Here is a 19,099-nt window from a genome sequence, read left to right as displayed (position 1 = left end):
TCTAAAAAAGAGATGGGAAAAGAAACAAAAAGTTGAGTTTGAGGAAAATGCTTTTACAACTATTCAATATCGACCTTTTGTTAAGCGTTATTTGTATAATAGCAAGCCTTTAATTAAACGACCAAGTATGTGGAACAAAGTATTTAGCGAGTCATTAACTAAAAATTTATTTTTAAACTTTATGGGCGGGGATAAGGGCTTTTCAGTTTTAGTCACTAATCAAATTACGGATTATCAGACGTTATTTAATAATAAATCTATTCCGTTATATTTCGTGGGTGAAAACAACATTTTTGAAAATAGTGCAGATTGCATAGAAAATATTAGAGATTCGATTTTATTAGATTTCCAAAAGCATTATAGTGATAACTCAATAACGAAGTTATCCATTTTTTATTATATTTATGCTTTATTAAATTCTAAAGACTACCAAGAAATTTATAAAGCAGATTTAATGAAGGAAAGTCCCCGGATTATGTATGTAAAGGACTTTTGGGTTTATGCTGAAACGGGTGAGAAACTAGTAAAATTACACGTAAATTATGAAAACATTGAACCTTATGAAGCGACAATTGAATTTAAAAATGCAGCTCCTTCTTACGAAGTAATTAAAATGAAATATGCAAAAAAAGGTGATAAATCAGCGATTATTTATAATTCTGATATTACGATTAAGGATATTCCTGAAAAAGCTCAGAGATATGTACTTAATGGAAGAACACCTATGGAATGGGTTATGGATCAATATGTTTATGAAGTAAAGAAGAATAGCCAAATATTGTTCGATCCTAACCAATATTCGACAGATGAAAAATATATTTTGAATTTATTGTTAAAAGTAATCAATGTATCAATTCAAACTATTGATTTAATCGATAATTTACCTACATTAGAAATTTAAAACTTAGTTTAAAAGCCAATATTCCTGCAAGAATTTATATAATTGTACTGTGAGACGTTAAGCTGGACTCCTGATGTTAATCTTATCAATATGAAAGGTAGTGGACAAACAGCCACTACCTTTTATCTTAATCTATTTTACCCTATCCAACGTTACGGTGAACCGTATCATAAGTAAATGAGGTTCTATAAGTTAGAAAAAAAGCACAAGTCAAAAATGCCGAGTTAGTGATATAAACTTGGCATTTTACTAGTCCTTTATCTAAATCTCGTGATTAAATAAGGGCACCGCATTCTCGGCACCCTTTTATTACAGCAGTGTGCCAACTTTTTTATGAATAAATAATACGGATAAACTCTTATGGGAATTGAAACTCTATCTATCTACAATATATTCTTATTCGCCCTCGGCACCAAATAAGAAGGCATCTCTACATCAAGCTCCCAAACAAAACTCATCGGTTTATTCCCTGAGTGCTTAATGTAATTTGCTGTTCCAAGAAAGACGAAAGGGGAAGGGAGGCTGCCTTTCTCTTTTTTGTATTCTCTGACGAAGAGAGCTATATTGTTTCCGGTTTGACGGTGATGGATATACCGCTTGGCAGTTGGGCTATTTTCACTGACTCTACTTTGTGTTTGCCAGTGGAATAGCTTATCGTTTATCGCATAGTCCTCGTAAAGTGTTGAAGGTGAAAAGTCTTTTTCTGATTTGTTTAGCGTGATGAAAAAGATATCAAGATTCTTGTCTTTGAAGTACTTAACGCCTTCGCGGAAGGCTGGACTTTGCTCATTGTTATTGAAGTCAAATCCGGCAAGCACCTGTGCAGTTGAGTAACGGCTATGGACTTGAAGCGGGCATGGGAAACTAAAGTCAGGCTGTAATTCAATCGTTTCTAAAGAATCATAAAGAACCTCTATAATTTCCTTAATCTCCTCTTTGAATGCAGGATGTTCTAACACTTTTTCAATTCCTTCTTTTATGGAAGAAAGTCCTTCTTTTTCAGGGTGGGCCTGATAAAAAGAGTAGTAGAACATGTTCAGCATCAATTCTTCTTCTTTCCCGCTTACTTCCCTCATTTTTATATAACCATTTAAAAACGCTAGCAGCTTTCTTGAATTAAGATGAAAGAGGTTTGGCAGGCGGCTTGTCAGCCACTGTTCTTCTTCATAGGAGAAATCCTCTGCAATGCCTGCGTCCACTAGCAGTCGGGAAAAGCTTCTATTCCTATTTCCTCCGTAAAGGTCATAGACATCCAGGTGGTAGTGATCCAGGAAGTTTTTCAACGTAACGGGTTTTCCGGTATCCTGTTCGAAGGTTCTCAGTTTAGCTACAAGGTTTCCTTTCGTATTCGCACCTGCTTTGATGTTTCGCAGAATGTATTCCTTTGCTTGTTTTTCCAGTTGGATGAAACAGCCTTTTGGGAGGTTAAAGAATCCATTTTCCACATAGTACTGGACCGAGTGCTTTGAGTTGCCAATTAGAGCTCTCAGTTTTTCTTCGTATGAATAGTTGCGGTGAGCTTGTCCAACAAAATCCAGGACCGTCAGGCATTCCTTGTCTTCTGATAGACGAAGGCCGCGTCCGAGCTGCTGCAGAAAGACGGTTAAGCTTTCCGTTGGTCTCAGGAAGAGAACCGTGTTGATCTCAGGTATGTCGATTCCTTCATTGTATAAGTCGACGACGAAGATAAACTTGATTTCTCCTGAGACGAGCAGCTGTTGAGCTTTCAGGCGAGAGCTACGATCTGTTTTTCCATGTAATGAAATGGATGGAATGCCGGACTTATTAAAGAAATCGGCCATATACTGCGCATGGGCAATCGACACGCAAAAGCCCAGCCCTTTTACATCGCTGATAGCGGTGACATACTTCTGGACGCTTTGGACGATCTGTGAGCTTCTGAGGTGGTTGGACGTATAGACATTTTCTAATTGCTTAGTATCGTAACCACCTCTTGACCATTTTAAATCTGAGAGGTCGACGGTATCGGTCACACAAAAGTATTGAAACGGACTTAACAGCTTTTGATTGACCGCTTCGGTTAACCGCATTTCGGCTGCTACATGGTCATCAAAATAAGAAAGAATACTTTTTCCATCCATCCTTTCAGGCGTAGCAGTCAACCCCAAAAGAATTTTTGGCTGATAATGATTCAACAGCTTTTGATAAGACCCTGCTGCCGCATGGTGGAATTCATCGACGATAATAAAATCATAGTAGTCAATTTCGGTATGCTGATCAAGTTCCTTGCTGTTAAAGCTCTGAATGCTGACAAATACATGATCAAGAGAAGAAGGCTGTTGAGCCCCAACAAGCAAGTCCCCAAAGTTTGGCTCCCGTAAAATCGCACGGAAGGTGTTCAGACTCTGTTTTAAAATTTCTTCCCGGTGAGCGACGAAAAGAAGCTTTGCCTTACCGCTGTTTGCTTTCCTGAAGCGTTTGTAATCAAAGGCAGAAATGACCGTCTTGCCAACACCAGTTGCTGCGACCAATAAATTTTTATAGCGGTGGTGAACTTCCCGTTCTGCCTGGAGCTTTTCCAGGATTTCTTTTTGATAGTAATAGGGCTGGATGTCAAAGAGATATTGAACCGATTCCTCTGCAACTTTACTTTTTTCTAAAGCCAGCTTAAGTGTTAGGTTGTCCTCCTCATTTTCTCCATTAAACGCTTTGAACTCCTTATCATTCCAGTAGCTTTCAAAGGTCGCCTCGCATTTTTTAAGAACGTCAAAGGAATCCTTCTCCGTTACTTTCACATTCCACTCTAGCCCCGAAGTAAGAGCGGGATTGGAGAGGTTGGAAGAGCCGATATAAGCCGTACTGAAGCCAGTGTTTCGTTTGAAAAGATAAGCCTTGGCATGCAGCCTTGTCCGTTGTACATCATAGGAAATAAGAATCTCGGTGTTAGAAAGCTTACTTAGCTCCTGGACTGCTTTATAATCCGTCGCCTCCATGTAAGAGGTCGTGATAACACGAAGCCTGCCGCTATTCTCAGTAAACGTCTTCAGTTCTTCTAAAATGATCCTAAGTCCACTCCACTTGATAAACGATACAAGCATATCGATCGAATCAGAAGACACAATTTCCTTCTTCAGTTCACCAAGCATATTCGGTTCGTAGCTGGAGCCAGTGAATAAGGTGCTCTCAGATATAGGTGTTACGGGTCGGATGACTTCCTGGCTTCCAATGCTTCGTATGGAGTTCATCTTAGAATAAATATGAGTTAAAATTTCGCCTTCTTCAGCAATTTTAAGCTTTTCAAATTCTTGGCGGTCCAATCGCTTGCTCAGAGTGGTAATGATTTCATTGCAGGTCTCAATTTGTTTAAGGAGGGCCTGCTGATCATTGCGCTCTTCGTCGCGAACGTGATTAAGAGCATTTCTCGTCACCGAACTGATGTAAGAAGAAAGCACTTTCCGTGCTTCCTCCACATCCAGAGGAGACTTTCCTATATCAAAATTTAAGTCGGAGCCAGATAGCTCTTCTTGAAGCTTCTTCGTTATGATTTCTTCATAGATTCCTTCTTTTAGCGTCATGGGGATCCTTCCCTGATATATGGTTTTATTTGGTGTAATTATATCATAGCTGGATAGATGACTAGTTAAGGAGAAGAAGAGATGAAGTCCATTCATATTTTTTGTAGTTTTTCCTAATCAAAGTAGCACGAAAATTTTGATGAAAACGAAAATGCGCCATGCGCCAATCCGGAATGAGAACACCAACATCTTTAATTTCTACAACAAAATGTTTAGTTTACCCATACTTTTGTCAAAATTTCCTTGCTAAAATTTAGACAGTCATAAGAAAGCGCTTTCTTTAATTTGTTATGCAAGGTAATTTGAAAGGGAGGCAAAGCATGGGACAAACACTAAGCCACACAAACGAATTGGTCCATAGGAAGGCAAACCCAAAACTTAAGATCGTAGACGGAACCGGAAATCCTTTATCAAGCGAAGAAATCCAAATCAAACAAACCAACCACAAATTCCTATTCGGATGCGGCATCTTTGATGTCATCGAAGTCGCAAACGAAAACGTACCGGCAGACAGACTTGCGTTTCAGGAACAAAAACTGGATCTGTTCTTAGACGTATTTAACTCTGCCACACTTCCTTTTTACTGGGGAACGTTTGAGCCGGAGAGAGGAAAGCCGCTGACAAAGGAATTAAAGGCAGCTGCCCGGTGGTTAAAGGAGAGAAACATCGCTGTTAAAGGACATCCGCTTTGCTGGCATACGGTCACGGCTCCGTGGCTTCTTGAGCTTAGCAATGAAGAAATCCTGAAAGCGCAGTTTGATCGAATCGAGCGGGATGTAAGTGACTTTAAAGGGCTTATTGATACATGGGATGTAATCAATGAAGTGGTGATCATGCCGATCTTTGATAAGTACGATAATGGCATCACGCGGATCAGTAAAGACCTTGGTCGTGTGGGCATTATAAAGGAAATGTTTGCAAAAACACGTGAATTCAATCCCAATGCGAAGCTTCTATTAAATGACTTTAATACATCCATTAACTACGAAATCTTAATCGACGGCTGCTTAAATGCAGGCATCCAGATTGATGCGATTGGCATTCAGTCCCACCAGCATCAGGGGTATTGGGGACGTGAAAAGCTAGAGGAGGTACTGGAGCGTTTCTCGCATTTTGGTCTTCCAATCCACTTTACGGAGAACACGCTGACATCGGGCCATCTGATGCCGGCAGATATTGTTGATTTGAATGACTACCAGCTTTCTGAGTGGCCGTCTACACCGGAATTCGAAGAGCGCCAGGCAAGAGAAGTAGAAGAAATGTATTCGACTTTGTTTAAGCATCCGCTTGTCGAATCCATCACGACATGGTCCTTCAGTGACGACGGGGCATGGCTTGGAGCGCCGGCTGGCTTTGTCAGACAGGATAACAGTCCGAAACCTTCCTATGAGGTGTTAAAGAAGCTCATTAAAGAGGACTGGTCTACGAATGTAACGGCTAAAACCGATGATTACGGAATCGTATCGTTTGAAGGATTCCTTGGTGAATATGACGTTTTAGTTGGAGGGAAGAAAGCCAGCTTTACTGTAGACAAAAATGATGAAATGGTGCAGCTTGTTATTGAGTGAAAAGGTTTGAATTGGAACAGTAATAGAGCGATTTCTACTTACAGGGGTCGCTTTTTCAATTCTGTTGGTTCCCAGAAGAATGATCTTTCGAATTTCGTACGACAGTATTCGACGCTAATATGAGTAATAACTAATACGATTGGATTACCGTTTCGATAAATTTATACAAATTAAAATTAATACTTACAGTCACATGTCTAAATATTGCTAATATTCATAGTGTTCTTTTGGCAGTTAATTTTATACAATTATATTTGCGTAAGTTATTTTACGATAAAGGAGGCATGTTGAAGCTAATCTAGGAAAGAAGTTCGAAAAGGGACAAGTCCGATATACTTTGTTTGTTGGTTAGATGAACTTACATCAACTTTTTTATTTATGGTTATCTGAAAGCGTTTACAAATCTAAAAAATATTAATAGAGAAAGGATAAAACATATGAAAAAAACGAAAAAGTTTTTGGTTCTTGGGATGATGGTTGCTCTTTTGGCGCAGCCTTTTGGGACGCAGGTGTCTGCTAACGCTGGTGTTCACTCACAGCCGGTCTTAGACAAATTCGAAGCGCTTGATGAAACTGTTTATACACCAGCCACGTATCGGCTTGCCAGCATGGAATATCAAAAAGTAAAGGAGTTAACGGACAACCCTGACGCCACAAAGGAAGAAATCAATGCTGCAATTAATGCTTTGAAACAACGAATCGCAGAACTGAAAGTCCAAAATGGTTCAGCGTCCCTGTGGCAAACCTATGAGGATTACTTTGAAATAGGGAATATCTACAGCGGTCCCGGCAATCTGGACCCGAGTACCGTTCGCGGTGCATTAACAAATGACCATTTCAACTCCCTTACGGCTGAGAATCATATGAAGCCGGACAACCTTTCCTATGGAAATGCTGGGGAGGAAGGTAAGTTTAATATTTTTAAGGGGTCAAACCATGTGTCTGATCAGCTGGTACGTGAAGCGCAGGCTACAGGCAAAACAGTACACGGACATGTTCTTGTGTGGCACGGCCAGTCTCCTAACTGGGTTAATGGCGGTACAGGCGGCAATTACACAAGAGCACAAGCGAAGAAAAATATGGAGCACTATATTAAAACGGCAGTTGAGCATTTTGACACCAATTATCCTGGCGTGGTTACAAGCTGGGACGTTGTCAATGAGGCATTTGTTGATGGGGTGGACACCATTTCTGAAGGCGCAAACTGGAAAGACTACCTTCGTGAAAGCAATCAGAGCGCCTGGTTCAAGTCTTACAGCAATGGCATGAAAGCCGGCGAAGATCCAAGTGACTTCATCTATGATGCATTTGTCTTTGCCCGTAAATATACAGACGCTAAGCTATTTTACAACGACTTTAATATGTACCAGGATGGCAAGTCGAAGCTTGTGGCCATGATGGCAAAAGAGCTGAATGCACGCTACAAAAAAGAGTATCCAAACGACCCTCGCCAGTTAATCGAAGGTGTGGGCATGCAGTCTCACAACTACATTATGGATACGCCGCCTTCAAGTGTGGAAAGAGGCATCCTTAATCTTCTTTCTGCTGGTGTTGATCTGATCATTAGTGAGCTTGATCTGTTCGCCTGGTTCCCGTGGAACGGTGAGCCTACCGGCGGTTCTCTTGCCGGCTACAAGGATTTGAGAGATCGCGGGATTGAGGACATCATTGCCTCAAACGGCACGGAAGAGCAGCGAAATTACTGGATTAACCGCGGGATTACCAACGGTTCTGAGATTGAAGTCGTTCAGGCTGAGGTTTATGCTGAATACTTCAGAATCTATAAGAACTACGCAGCAAGCATCGACCGTGTTACCTTCTGGGGTCTTAACGACATCCAAAGCTGGAGAAGAGGGCACAATCCGTTAATGTTCAACAGTGATTTCTCACCGAAGGACGCATTCTTTGCGGTATCGGATCCTGAAGGGTACCTGGGCGTTGACGCTTATTATGTAAAACCAGTCCCTGCTCCTAAGGTTGCTGAAACGATTCTTTCCTATAATAATCTGAAGCCTTCTTATAAAAATGGAAAAAAAGGCGGGAATTTTATCAGCGAGGTTGCCAAAGAAATGGGGCCTAAAAATGTATTCCAAAATGAACAGAAATCCATTAAAACAGGAAAAATCGAAGAATCCAATCCTGCATACAGGAAAGCAGTGTATGAGTACCTGAAATCACATCCAGGCATGGAAGGGCAGGTAGTCATCATGCCGCCGGATACATTCTTTGAGACGAGTAAGAAATAACCATTAAAAGTAAAAAACCTGCAGCTCATTATGAGGTGCAGGTTTTTATATTAGCTAATCCGCAAAACCGGCTTAATCGTTCTCCCAGCCTTCGAATCCACAAACGCTTCATTAATTTGATCAAATTCATAGAAAGTCACGAGTTTATCAAACGGGAATTGACCTGCTTTAAAGTAGGCAATTAATTGCGGGATGAAGACGTTTGGTACGGCATCGCCTTCGATGACACCGACCATGGTTTTGCCTTCAGCCATCAGGTCGTTATGCACGTCGATGTTCATTTCAGGTGTTACCCCGACAATCGCTGAGACACCAAGTGGACGCAGTGCCTGCAGGGATTGACGGACGACTGGAGGAACGCCTGTTGTATCGACAGCGTATTTTGTTCCGCCGTTTGTGATTTCTTTGATTTCCTTCACGACATCTACCTGTGTGCCGTTAAGGGCATGGGTGGCGCCGAATTGTTTAGCCATATCAAGGCGTGAATCATGTACATCAACGGCAATGATCGTTTGGCAGCCGACAATTTTTGCTGCCATGATGGCGCTTAGTCCAACAGCACCGGCACCATAAATCGCAATGGTTGAACCGAATTCAGGCTTCAATTTATTCAGTACGGTTCCTGCTCCGGTTTGGATTCCGCAGCCAAGAGGTCCGAGCAGGGCTAAGTCTACATCTTTATCTACTTTCACGACATTGCGCTCATGTGCCACGGCAAATGTACCAAATGATGACTGGCCAAAGAACGTGGAAAGCGGCTGGCCGTCCTGAGATAAGCGATGCGTATGATCGTCATTCACTCCGCCAAAGTTTAAGTCATTAAACGTTTCACAAACGGTTGGATGACCGATTAAGCAATTTTCACAGTGACCACAGTGAGCAAAGGATAAAACGACATGATCGCCTTTTTCAAGACGTGTCACGCCTGCACCAACAGCTTCGACAATTCCTGAGCCTTCATGGCCAAGTACAGCCGGCAGCGGGGCAATAGCTGCATCACGTGCAACCGCATCGGTATGACAAACACCAGTCGCAACGATTTTGACTAGGACTTCGTTTGCTTTTGGTGCTGCGAGATCTACTTCTTTAAGAATAAAATCCTCACCCTGTGCATTTGTAACAGCGGCTTTAATTTTCATCTTCACCATCTCCTCTTATAATCATCATAATCATTTAAAATAATAGGTACAATATCAATCATTAGACGAATATGTATATTCATTTTGGTTCATAAGGGTGGGAATTATGCAATTACTCCAGCTGCATTATTTTCTGCCAGTGGCAAAAGCGGCATAGGTCACACGATGTTAGCCGGTCATGAAGAATTATTTATCACCAGCTGCATGGTACACATCTTTAAAATAGCTAAACTAGATTCCAAGCCATCACCTGAATTTTTCTAACTGCTTAAAAAGAACCTTTATCAAAAATAGCGAAAGAATGGAACCTGCCAGTAAAAGTGACATATCCCACTGGGCATCCCATTGATCGCCTTGCATTCCTAAAAAATCGGTTGTGACTTTCCCTTGTTTCCCTATTTTCGTACTAGCCCACTCAATGATTTCATAGAAAGCGCCAATCGCCAGTGTGATACACAGCGCAATAAAGATTGTGGTTTTGCTTATCGATAAAGCTGTTTTCCTAACTAATAGTTCGATGATCACGATCACAATAGACCCTTTAAGAAAATGACCGAACCGATCATAGTGGTTTCTCTGTAACTCAAAGTAATCCTTGAGCCATGTAAAGAGAGGAACCTTGGAATAAGAATAATGTCCTCCTATAAACGTTAAGATCACAAGAAGAGTAATGATGATATAGGAAACAGTGGTAAGGCGAAATTTGTTATAGGTGAACACTAAAATTATCAAAGCCAATAAGGAAGGAGATGTCTCCATTAGCCATACCATATAGCCTTCCTCAGGTTTAATCAGAGACCAAATAAGAACAAGGAGAACGATAAATAATAAGAAAAAATGGATTGAATTCTTTTTTCTATGTGGCATTTAACTCACTCCATCAAAAACAAGATGGTTATAGTATTTACTAAACATTTGCCTTTTATAAAGTAAGAAATAGAATTGAATTTTTAAAATGTACGTATTTAAAAATTAAATTGTCAGTTCATAAATTTATTTCTTCCTGCTGGATGATAAGTAAGGTAGTGGTTACCAGCCTGAAAAGATAAGATAAGACTCAACTCATGGATGGATAGTAGAGTCTTTTTGGCGTTTAAATCAAAGCTTCCTTACCGCAATAAACAGATCAATCTCATTATCCCGCTCCTCGGGCTTATACCGTTCATCCCAGAGCTCAAAATCATACCCAAGAGACATATAGCCATTTTCCCTTAGCCATGTGCCATATAAATAGTCATAGGAGTGAGGCAGATCACTTTCAGGTCCTTTATGCGTGTAAGCAACATACGTGTTTTTTTCCACCGTGTGGAGAATGGCACCATCTGGAGCTTCCTCCCCCGTTACTTCATAGCCGACCATCGTTGTAAATGGATCCTTGGCTGCATCGAATGCTTCCTTCATCGGATAAACCTGCACCAGGTAAAGGTGATTCCCAAGCTTATTCTGAAATAAGTCTGCTTCTTCCCCAAGCCTTGCCACCGTCCTGCTCACCAAATCCGAGCCCATAATCTCCTGTAAATTTGCTTCAAACTGATAGCCAGCCACGCGAAAGCTTTCCTTTTCAATTACCTTTGGTTTCATTTTCCTCAGTCCTTTTTTAAATGGTGTTTTCCACGAATCAACTGATCGCTCGCTTAACAATTTCAGGGCTTGTTCTCCTAATTTTTTTCAGCTTCATCTAATTGATTCAACACTTGCTCCAATTTTCCTTCATCAAGGGTCGTATTTCTATGTAAAACTTCCGGTTGAATTAAGGTTTTAATTTCAGTAAGGATCTCTGTGGGAAATTTTAGAAAGCATACTTGCTCCGCGATTTGGAACAATACCAATGTATTTACGATACAAAGGAGGGGAATCAAAAATGGATCCACAGAAAGTATTACCGGACCACGAAGCGTTAGACTTGCATGAAGCTATTAACTTTAAAACGCTTTGTATTGCTAAGTCTAAATTAATGCAAGGACTGGTTTTTGATGATGATCTTAGGAATTTAATGAAAAAAGATGTTGAACAATCCATACAAGGTCTGACTGAATTGCAGTCTCTTTATGAACGGGCACCTTTTCAGGCTCCTGTTCCTCAAAATCGACCAACCCCCATCGTTGGTGAAAAGGAGGGAACCGAACATTGAATAATGATTATTTAGACCCGATAAACGCCCTGCATATGCCTGAAATGGCTGACACCACATTTGCCATGGACTTTCTGCTTCGTGCCAAAGAAGGTGTTCGAAACCTATCTGTCGCCTTAACTGAATCTGCATCACCTGATGTTCGTGCTGCATTAAAAAAACAATTGAAACAGGGCATCGCGCTGCATCAGGAAATAACTGAGTTAATGATCAATAAAAAATGGTTCCATCCATATGAATTACCTGAACAGTTTAAATTGGATCAGCTTTCGGCCAACAATACGATTAAGATTGGCAAAATGAATCTGTTTCCCATTGAGACCAACCGAAAAGGTGTGTTCGATCGGACACCTGATGAAAATTAATACTGGAGGTTTTATAGGATGAAGGCGGTAACCTATCAAGGGATAAAAAATGTTGTTGTGAAAGAAGTGCCAGATCCAAAGATTGAAAAGCCGGATGACATGATTATCAAAGTAACCAGTACTGCTATATGCGGTTCTGATTTGCATTTAATTCATGGTATGATTCCTAATCTGCAAGAGAACTATGTCATTGGACATGAACCGATGGGGATTGTTGAAGAGGTTGGTCCTGAAGTAACGAACCTAAAAAAGGGAGACCGCGTAATCATCCCATTTAACATTGCTTGCGGTGAATGCCGCTACTGTAAAGACAATTTGGAAAGTCAGTGCGACAATTCAAATGATAATGGAGATATGGGCGCCTATTTTGGCTATTCCGGCACAACTGGCGGTTACCCAGGCGGACAAGCAGAATATTTGAGAGTCCCTTTTGCAAACTTTACTCATTTTAAAATCCCCGAGACCTGCGAAGAGCCTGATGAAAAGCTGACGGTTATTGCAGATGCCATGACCACTGCTTTTTGGAGTGTTGATAATGCGGGCGTAAAAGGCGGGGATACCGTTATTGTTTTGGGATGCGGTCCTGTGGGGCTTTTTGCACAAAAGTTTTGCTGGCTAAAAGGGGCAAAGCGGGTAATTGCAGTTGATTATGTGAATTATCGCCTGCAGCATGCGAAGCGGACAAACAAAGTTGAGATTGTGAACTTTGAGGATCATAAAAATTGTGGAGAATACTTGAAGGAGATTACCAAGGGTGGTGCGGACGTAGTCATTGATGCGGTTGGTATGGACGCAAAAATGACCGATATGGAGTTTCTTGCCAGTGGATTAAAACTTCAAAGTGGTGCGTTTGGCGCCTTTATCATGGCGACCCAGGCTGTCCGCAAAGGCGGCACAATCCAGGTGACGGGTGTGTATGGGGGGAAATACAACGGCTTCCCATTCGGAGATATTATGAACCGCAATGTAAATATCCGTTCAGGGCAAGCACCTGTTATTCACTATATGCCTTATATGTTTGAGCTGGTTACTAAAGGAACGATTGATCCTGGAGATGTGATTAGCCATGTCTTGCCACTCAGTGAAGCCAAGCGCGGCTATGAGATTTTTGACACGAAAACGGATGATTGTATAAAAGTCATCTTAAAGCCTTAACGAAGGAGGATAAAACATGAATTATGCCCTACATGAAATTCTTGAGGTTCAAGAAATGGCCGCTTTTAAAACAAATTGCTTAACAAAGTCTAAAACCATGAAAGCACTGGTTAGTGACCCGAGGCTAAAAGAATTGATGCAGCAGGACATTGATCGTTCCACCAAACAATTAAACGAATACACATCCGTTTTATCTAAGGCAAAGCAATCGTTAGGAGATGAGTAAAATTGAATACAATCATCGAAAACTTAACAGGAATGGATGCTCTTTCCGACCAGGTTGTTGCGATGGATTTATTAATTGCAGCAAAAAGCGGAGTTAGAAATTATGCCATGGCTGTTACAGAAGCGGGAACACCTGAAGTCAAAGAAATGTTAACACGGCATTTGGACGACGCCATAGAAATGCATGAGCAAGTTTCCGCTTATGCAGTGGAAAAGGGATGGTATCACCCTTGGGATACGAACGAGCAGATCCAACTCAACCTGACAAACATGAAGACCGCATTGAATTTACCAGCACTATAGAACATTTGAGGGGTTGAGACATATGTGTCTCAGCCCCTTTCCGGTTCACTGCGCTTTTAGGGGGACGCTTTCCGCTTCTTATCTAGTTAGAATGCAGGAGCAGGTAATTCATTGATCTTTATGCGAAGCAAACTATATGGCTTTTCCCGCAGATCCCTTCCATAATGAAACCTGGCCTGCCGATGTAATTGGTTCACAATTAGATATAAGTATTGATCCGGGCCAATGGAAAACGTATCCGGCCATAAAATTCGCGGGTCATGTGCAATGGTTTCCATGTTCCCATTCGGTAGGATCTTTCGTATGCTGTTGTTTTCATAATCCCCTGCATACACGTTTCCTTTTGCTCCAGTAATCATTCCGTCAGATGCCCCTTTTTCTCCCCAATACTCCACCTGTGAAAGTAAGTCCTCCTCCGGTATTGTTCTGTCTCTAAGTGAGTCTGTAGAAATAGAGAACAATTGCCGGCTCGTTAATGGACAAAAAAACAGCGTCTTACCATCCGCTGCTATAGCAATACCATCAGAGGCCAGTCGGAAAGGTGAAGTGGAGCCGTCCTTATTTCGATTCATCAGTATGTTACCTTCTACTTTTGGCAAGAAATACGGATCGGGTGATGTAGGTGGGGTTCCACTTAACCGTCTGTAGGCGTATCCGGTTTCTAAATCGACTACAATGATCCCCCCAGGGCCATTGGAGGATGAATCTGTTATATAAGCATAACCGGCTTTTCCCACCCGAAAATCAAAACGAACATCATTCAAATAGGTGGTTGGCAGAACTACTCCTTCAGTAAATGTATAGACCCTGCTGATTGTATTCGTTTTTAAATCAACGGCGACCAGTTTTGCTCCCCCTATAATGGGTTCAGAGAAATTAGGCGCTGCTGTATCCACTATCCAAAGTGTTCCCCGTCCATCAGCCACTACACTTTGGACACTAATAAAGGACATAGCAGCGTTTGCCGGGTTAGGCGAATTAATTGCTGCATTTGGATAGGGCCGTAATTGACCCTCCACAATCTCTGCCACCGTAAACCTCACGTCATCTCCCCATCTGGGAAAGCAGACGAAAATTCTGCTGGTTTCTGACACTGTAACCCCTGTAGGCATAGCACCATAAAACGAATGAACAAGTTCAAAATTACCGAAATATTTTTCCATAGGCAACATAAAATTCATCCCCCTTCACGTGATTTGAAGTGATCGTAACTATATATGATTTGGAGTTTTACCTGTGCTTGGCAAAACATTAATGGAGGACTTGTATTTTCTTTTGTTAAATCTATTCCCCTGAACATAATAAATGCAGAAATTATTAAAGTATTCGGTGGGGCATAAAGTGGAACAAGCATCGAGTATAAAATTTAAGCTTTCTATTACTTTTTGTTTTAGAAAAGAGGGGAAGGCTTCGACATAAGGGGAGGGTACTGGCATATATTTTTTTAGTGTTCTGAAATATAATAAAAGATAACTTATACAAACAGATTTTTCTGTAAACTAGTTAAAAATCGTAAAAAGCAGGAGGTGAATTTCAGCATGCAATATGATGCAAAAGATGCTGAAGAATATTTAGAATTGCTTGAAGATGATTGGCGAAAAGATAAACTTCTCGCGATTCGCCAAATGATTTTTACATATGCACCCGAATTGGAAGAGGGTATCCGCTATAAGATGTTGAATTTTGGCAAAGATGATATCTACGTCTTTGCATTAAATGCGCAAAAGCATTATGTCAGCCTCTATGTAGGGACAATCGATAAGATAGGCGATGCAGAAACGCTATTAGCGGGCTTTAACTATGGTAAAGGCTGCATTCGTGTTAAAAAATCGATAAAGATTGAAGATACAGGATTGGAACAATTTATCCATAAAACTGTTGATATGTGGCGTGCAGGTGAAGACACGGCTTGTTAATACGGAATGATTAAAAATAACCAACGATGAAAATAATCATCTGCAATAGAAGCTGGAATGAGGTTATCCATCAGTAAACGTGATTTTTCACTAAAGGGGTCGTTTAGTGCAACGAGGAGTATCGTCAGATTTATTCGGAAAGTCTCTGTTCATCAGGAACAGAGGCTTTTTTTAGTCAATTAGTAAAGCTTTAAGACGGGATTCAATAACGTCTTCCGAAGGCTGTTCATTATTTTGTACATATCTCGTGTATATGCCCTACAATGTCCAACTGATCATAATACTCTACAAATTAAGCTTTTCATCCGACCAGTATGTCATCCATTTTACATAAGGAGTTCCTCAATTTTAATCTTTTTCTAATGTTCTTCTAATTCACTAAACCGTTTTCAAAGTTACATTAGTAATTAGTAATTAGTAAAAACACAAAGGAGGAACAGAGGATGAAAATAGTGGTTATTCCCTCAGGATTTAAAGAATGTTTAGATGCATGTGAGGTTGCAGCTGCAATGGAAAGAGGAGCAAAGGCTTTTGATCCATCCATTGATATGGAAGTTATACCGATGATAGACGGTGGTGAAGGGTTTGCAAAAAGGATCACAGAAGTAAAGGGAGGCAAGATTTTTAATCACAAAGCGACAGGACCGCTGGGTCAGACTGTTACAAGTCATTTTGGGATGTATCGGGAAGATGGGAAAGTTTTTGCCGTCATTGAAATGGCTGCAGTGGCTGGCTTGAGCCTTGTGCCCCCCACTTCAAGAAATCCTCTTCTCACCACCACTAAAGGAGTCGGAGAGTTAATGATAGAAGCCATTAATCAAGGCGCTACCGATGTATTAATTGGCTGTGGAGATTCGGGGACCTCTGATGGCGGAGCAGGGATGGGACAGGCGCTTGGGGTTAAATTTTACGATAAGGATGAAAGGTTGTTGAATATACAAGGAGCAAAAGATTTGATGAGAGTCGCTAAAATTGATGTCAGTGAGACAGACCCGCGCCTGGAGCACGTAAACATAAACGTCGCATGTAATTGGACAAATGTATTGTGCGGTGAAAAAGGCGTGGCAAGGGTGTTTGGCCCACAAAAAGGAGCATCACCAAAGCACGTGGAAGAACTTTCTGATGCACTGGAGCATTTAGCGTCCCTTATTCAGCACACAAAAGGCATTAATGTAAGATCGACTCCAGGTGGAGGAGCTTCAGGTGGACTGGGTGCAGGTCTTGTGGCGTTTGCCGGGGCAAAACTTCATTCAAGATTTGACATCATCAAGAAATACATAAACATTGAGAAAGCAATTTCTACAGCGGACGTTATTTTAACTGCTGAAGGAAGCTTGGATTTTCAAACTCCAAATGGAAAAATCCCTGCAGAAGTGGCCCGAATTGCAAAGAAATACCAGGTTCCTGTCATTGCGCTTACCGGAACAATTGGAAAAGGAGCAAAACAGAACTATACTATCGGAATTGATGCCTATTTCAGCATTATTCAAAAGCCGATTTCCCTTGAGCATGCAATTCAAAAAGCACCAGAGTGGATTGCAGAAAGCACCGAAATGGTGTTAAGGCAAGTTAGCATTGGATTAAACATTGCCAAAAACAAAAGGAAGGCTCCCTATCATGAAAACGCGTACCGAAAAACATGAGAGAAAACACAAACTCATGAACAAGCTTCCGCATATTCAAGGGAAAATGAAAGTCCTTTTAGGTCTGCATCTATTTTTTTTATTGTTCATCTTAACTGTGGCGGGGGAATTAAGCTATCAAGGAAAAGCAGCCCTATTCTCCTTCCTTTCTGCCATGGCTTTGTGGATTTTGACCTCCCTTCCTGCAGGCTATGTGGCAATCGGCCTGATCCTTTTTATGATCCTTTTAAATGCACAGCCTTCAGGGGTGTTATATCAATCTCTTTCAGAAGAAGTAGTCTGGCTGATGATTGGGGCATTTATCATTGGAGAGGCATTTAAAAAATCCGGCCTTACAGACAGAATGTCTTCATACGTCATTGACAGATCAACGAGTATCTCGTCCGCATTTAAGGGGGTGAGTGCCATCTTAATACTGACGGCATTCTTCATCCCCTCGACCTCAGGGCGGGCTGCTTTGTCTAAGCCGTTCATCGATAAATTTGGTGAGTACTTGTCAGCAAAGGAACGCTCCACCCTATCGCTTCTGGTCCCGATCATCATATTGATGAGTACCTCTGCGACATTGATCGGAGCAGGATCCCATATCATCGGGGTCAGTCTTTTGGAAAGCACGGTCGGGGAAGGCATATCTTTTATCCAATGGTTTGTATGGGGAACACCATTCGCAGTCGCCATTTCGGTCATATCTCTCTACACGATAAAATGGACTCTTCGCCCAAAAGGAAAGGAGGAAACACAAGCATCAGACTTCACTGAACGTTCAGATCCTGCAGCCGCCCAAAAAACATTAGGCAAAAAAGAAAAGCAGACCATTCTGTTCATCATTCTATTGGTAGCGGGATGGATGACAGAAAGTATCCATCACTATGACATAGCCTTTGTGACAATGGTCGGAGCTTTCATTTATATGATGCCCAGGTATGGAGTTATCAGCTGGAAGGAAGGGATTGAATCAGTATCCTGGAATCTTGTATTGTTCGTAGCAGCAGCCACCGCGCTAGGAAAAGCTTTGGGGGATACAGGGGTAGTCAGCTGGACGCAAAAGCATATGCTTTCATTTCTGGCAGTATTTGAATCTTCTCCCGAATGGCTTTTGGTCCTTGCCATCTTGATCGTAACCGTCACAAGTCATCTATACATCACCTCCCACACCACTCGGGCTGTCGTCCTGATACCGGGCATTATCCTATTCAGCCAAACGGTCGGTGTGGATCCGGTCGCAATGGTATTTATCAGCCTGATTGGAATGAACTATTGCGTTACCTTTCCAGTCAGCTCCAAAGCATTACTGTTATTTTACGAGGAAGGCAAGGATGGCATTGATGCGAATGATCTTTTAAAAATCAGCAGGATACTAATGCCGTTATATATAGGCGTGATGATGCTCTTTTACTTCACTTACTGGCAATGGACGGGGATGTAACCAGACTCCGCCCGAAAATAACGCGAATTTTCATTTACAGGCAAGAATTAAAAAAGGTGTCAGCCCCAAAGATCACACCTTTGAGGGCTGACACCTTTTTCATGTATTGCACCAATTATTGTCTCTACCTAAGTGCGGTTCATTCCGAAATAGATTGCTGTACGATAGATTGGATTGACTTGCGTCAGCTGTACCAGTTGAGTAGAAAATCAACAAAACAATCTCAGTACGTTAAGTATCGTTCCAGTCCCAAAAACTAGCTTATTCATCTCTGCCAGAATTGACTCCCTATCTCATATCTGGCAATGACTCGCTAAGCCCTGCATCAGAGGATGAACGGCGGTAATGAATCTCTTAGATGCAATTTTTTCTGCAGCAAACTATTTCCCTGCTAGTGGCGCAGCTGAAGGACTTATAAGGAATGCCATCTTTGCGTTACCCTTGCCCTCTGTACATCTTCAACGAAGGGGGGGTTCGGTGTAAACTGAATTTGTAGAATGAATCCTATATTGAAATTTGTGAAAAAATGAACTTAAACTATCGGG

At 41.4% G+C, this 19,099-nt stretch carries 15 protein-coding genes and 1 pseudogene; 11 read left to right on the top strand and 5 right to left on the bottom strand.

From position 1 onward, the window contains the following. Window positions 1-10: 10 nt before the first annotated feature. Window positions 11-901: pseudogene (locus C4B60_RS21755) on the top strand (type ISP restriction/modification enzyme); the annotation flags it as partial. Window positions 902-1,284: 383 nt separating this feature from the next. Here C4B60_RS21755 and C4B60_RS16780 read toward each other — a convergent pair. Beyond that, entirely contained in the window at window positions 1,285-4,437 is a 3,153-nt protein-coding gene (locus C4B60_RS16780) for a DEAD/DEAH box helicase (RefSeq protein WP_104059176.1), read from the bottom strand. Window positions 4,438-4,757: 320 nt separating this feature from the next. Here C4B60_RS16780 and C4B60_RS16775 point away from each other — a divergent pair, with 320 nt between their 5' ends. Together C4B60_RS16775 and C4B60_RS16770 are read left to right on the top strand one after the other, a co-directional pair. Continuing rightward, complete coding sequence (locus tag C4B60_RS16775; protein WP_104059175.1) at window positions 4,758-6,005, top strand: endo-1,4-beta-xylanase; 1,248 nt, start codon at window positions 4,758-4,760, stop codon at window positions 6,003-6,005. Between the two features lie 437 nt (window positions 6,006-6,442). Next, entirely contained in the window at window positions 6,443-8,251 is a 1,809-nt protein-coding gene (locus C4B60_RS16770) for an endo-1,4-beta-xylanase (RefSeq protein WP_104059174.1), read from the top strand. A 50-nt stretch (window positions 8,252-8,301) separates the two neighbouring features. On the opposite strand, the gene C4B60_RS16765 is transcribed toward C4B60_RS16770, so the two are convergent. From C4B60_RS16765 to C4B60_RS16755, 3 genes are all read right to left on the bottom strand, one after another. Then, window positions 8,302-9,390 carry an NAD(P)-dependent alcohol dehydrogenase gene (locus C4B60_RS16765; RefSeq protein ID WP_104059173.1) on the bottom strand — a complete coding sequence of 363 codons (1,089 nt, stop codon included), beginning with the start codon at window positions 9,388-9,390 and terminating at the stop codon, window positions 8,302-8,304. 246 nt (window positions 9,391-9,636) lie between these two features. Continuing rightward, window positions 9,637-10,257 carry a DUF2238 domain-containing protein gene (locus tag C4B60_RS16760; RefSeq protein WP_104059172.1) on the bottom strand — a complete coding sequence of 207 codons (621 nt, stop codon included), beginning with the start codon at window positions 10,255-10,257 and terminating at the stop codon, window positions 9,637-9,639. Window positions 10,258-10,488: 231 nt separating this feature from the next. Further along, entirely contained in the window at window positions 10,489-11,031 is a 543-nt protein-coding gene (locus tag C4B60_RS16755; RefSeq protein WP_245154023.1) for a GyrI-like domain-containing protein, read from the bottom strand. A 220-nt stretch (window positions 11,032-11,251) separates the two neighbouring features. On the opposite strand from C4B60_RS16755, the gene C4B60_RS16745 reads away from it, so the two are divergent. The 5 genes from C4B60_RS16745 to C4B60_RS16725 are packed head-to-tail and all read left to right on the top strand — an operon-like array spanning window position 11,252 to window position 13,569. Then, on the top strand, window positions 11,252-11,521 hold the full coding sequence (locus C4B60_RS16745; RefSeq protein ID WP_104059171.1) for a spore gernimation protein GerQ: 270 nt from the start codon (window positions 11,252-11,254) through the stop codon (window positions 11,519-11,521). Continuing rightward, the gene (locus C4B60_RS16740) at window positions 11,518-11,886 is read left to right on the top strand and encodes a spore coat protein (protein WP_104059170.1); all 369 of its coding nucleotides are present in this window, start codon (window positions 11,518-11,520) and stop codon (window positions 11,884-11,886) included. The genes C4B60_RS16745 and C4B60_RS16740 overlap by 4 nt, the downstream gene beginning before the upstream one ends. An 18-nt stretch (window positions 11,887-11,904) precedes the next feature. Next, a complete protein-coding gene (locus C4B60_RS16735; RefSeq protein ID WP_104059169.1) occupies window positions 11,905-13,041 on the top strand; it encodes a zinc-dependent alcohol dehydrogenase in 1,137 nt (378 codons plus the stop codon). 16 nt (window positions 13,042-13,057) lie between these two features. Continuing rightward, window positions 13,058-13,267 (top strand): hypothetical protein, encoded by a 210-nt coding sequence (locus C4B60_RS16730; protein ID WP_104059168.1) that lies wholly within the window; start codon window positions 13,058-13,060, stop codon window positions 13,265-13,267. Between the two features lie 2 nt (window positions 13,268-13,269). Then, complete coding sequence (locus tag C4B60_RS16725; protein ID WP_104059167.1) at window positions 13,270-13,569, top strand: spore coat protein; 300 nt, start codon at window positions 13,270-13,272, stop codon at window positions 13,567-13,569. Between the two features lie 86 nt (window positions 13,570-13,655). On the opposite strand, the gene C4B60_RS16720 is transcribed toward C4B60_RS16725, so the two are convergent. Then, entirely contained in the window at window positions 13,656-14,750 is a 1,095-nt protein-coding gene (locus tag C4B60_RS16720; RefSeq protein WP_104059166.1) for an L-dopachrome tautomerase-related protein, read from the bottom strand. A 357-nt stretch (window positions 14,751-15,107) separates the two neighbouring features. Between C4B60_RS16720 and C4B60_RS16715 the strand changes: the two genes are divergently transcribed. The 3 genes from C4B60_RS16715 (at window position 15,108) to C4B60_RS16705 (ending at window position 18,554) form a co-directional block, all read left to right on the top strand. Continuing rightward, window positions 15,108-15,485, top strand: coding sequence for an iron chaperone (locus tag C4B60_RS16715; protein WP_104059165.1), 378 nt, complete (start codon window positions 15,108-15,110; stop codon window positions 15,483-15,485). 443 nt (window positions 15,486-15,928) lie between these two features. Beyond that, window positions 15,929-17,128 (top strand): glycerate kinase family protein, encoded by a 1,200-nt coding sequence (locus tag C4B60_RS16710; protein WP_104059164.1) that lies wholly within the window; start codon window positions 15,929-15,931, stop codon window positions 17,126-17,128. Next, a complete protein-coding gene (locus C4B60_RS16705) occupies window positions 17,103-18,554 on the top strand; it encodes an SLC13 family permease (protein ID WP_104059163.1) in 1,452 nt (483 codons plus the stop codon). Before C4B60_RS16710 ends, C4B60_RS16705 begins: the two co-directional genes overlap by 26 nt. The last annotated feature ends 545 nt before the right edge of the window (window positions 18,555-19,099 follow it).

Source organism: Jeotgalibacillus proteolyticus (assembly GCF_002926065.1).
Classification (GTDB): Bacteria; Bacillota; Bacilli; order Bacillales; family Jeotgalibacillaceae; genus Jeotgalibacillus; species Jeotgalibacillus proteolyticus.
This window is presented reverse-complemented; position numbering and strand designations above follow the sequence as displayed.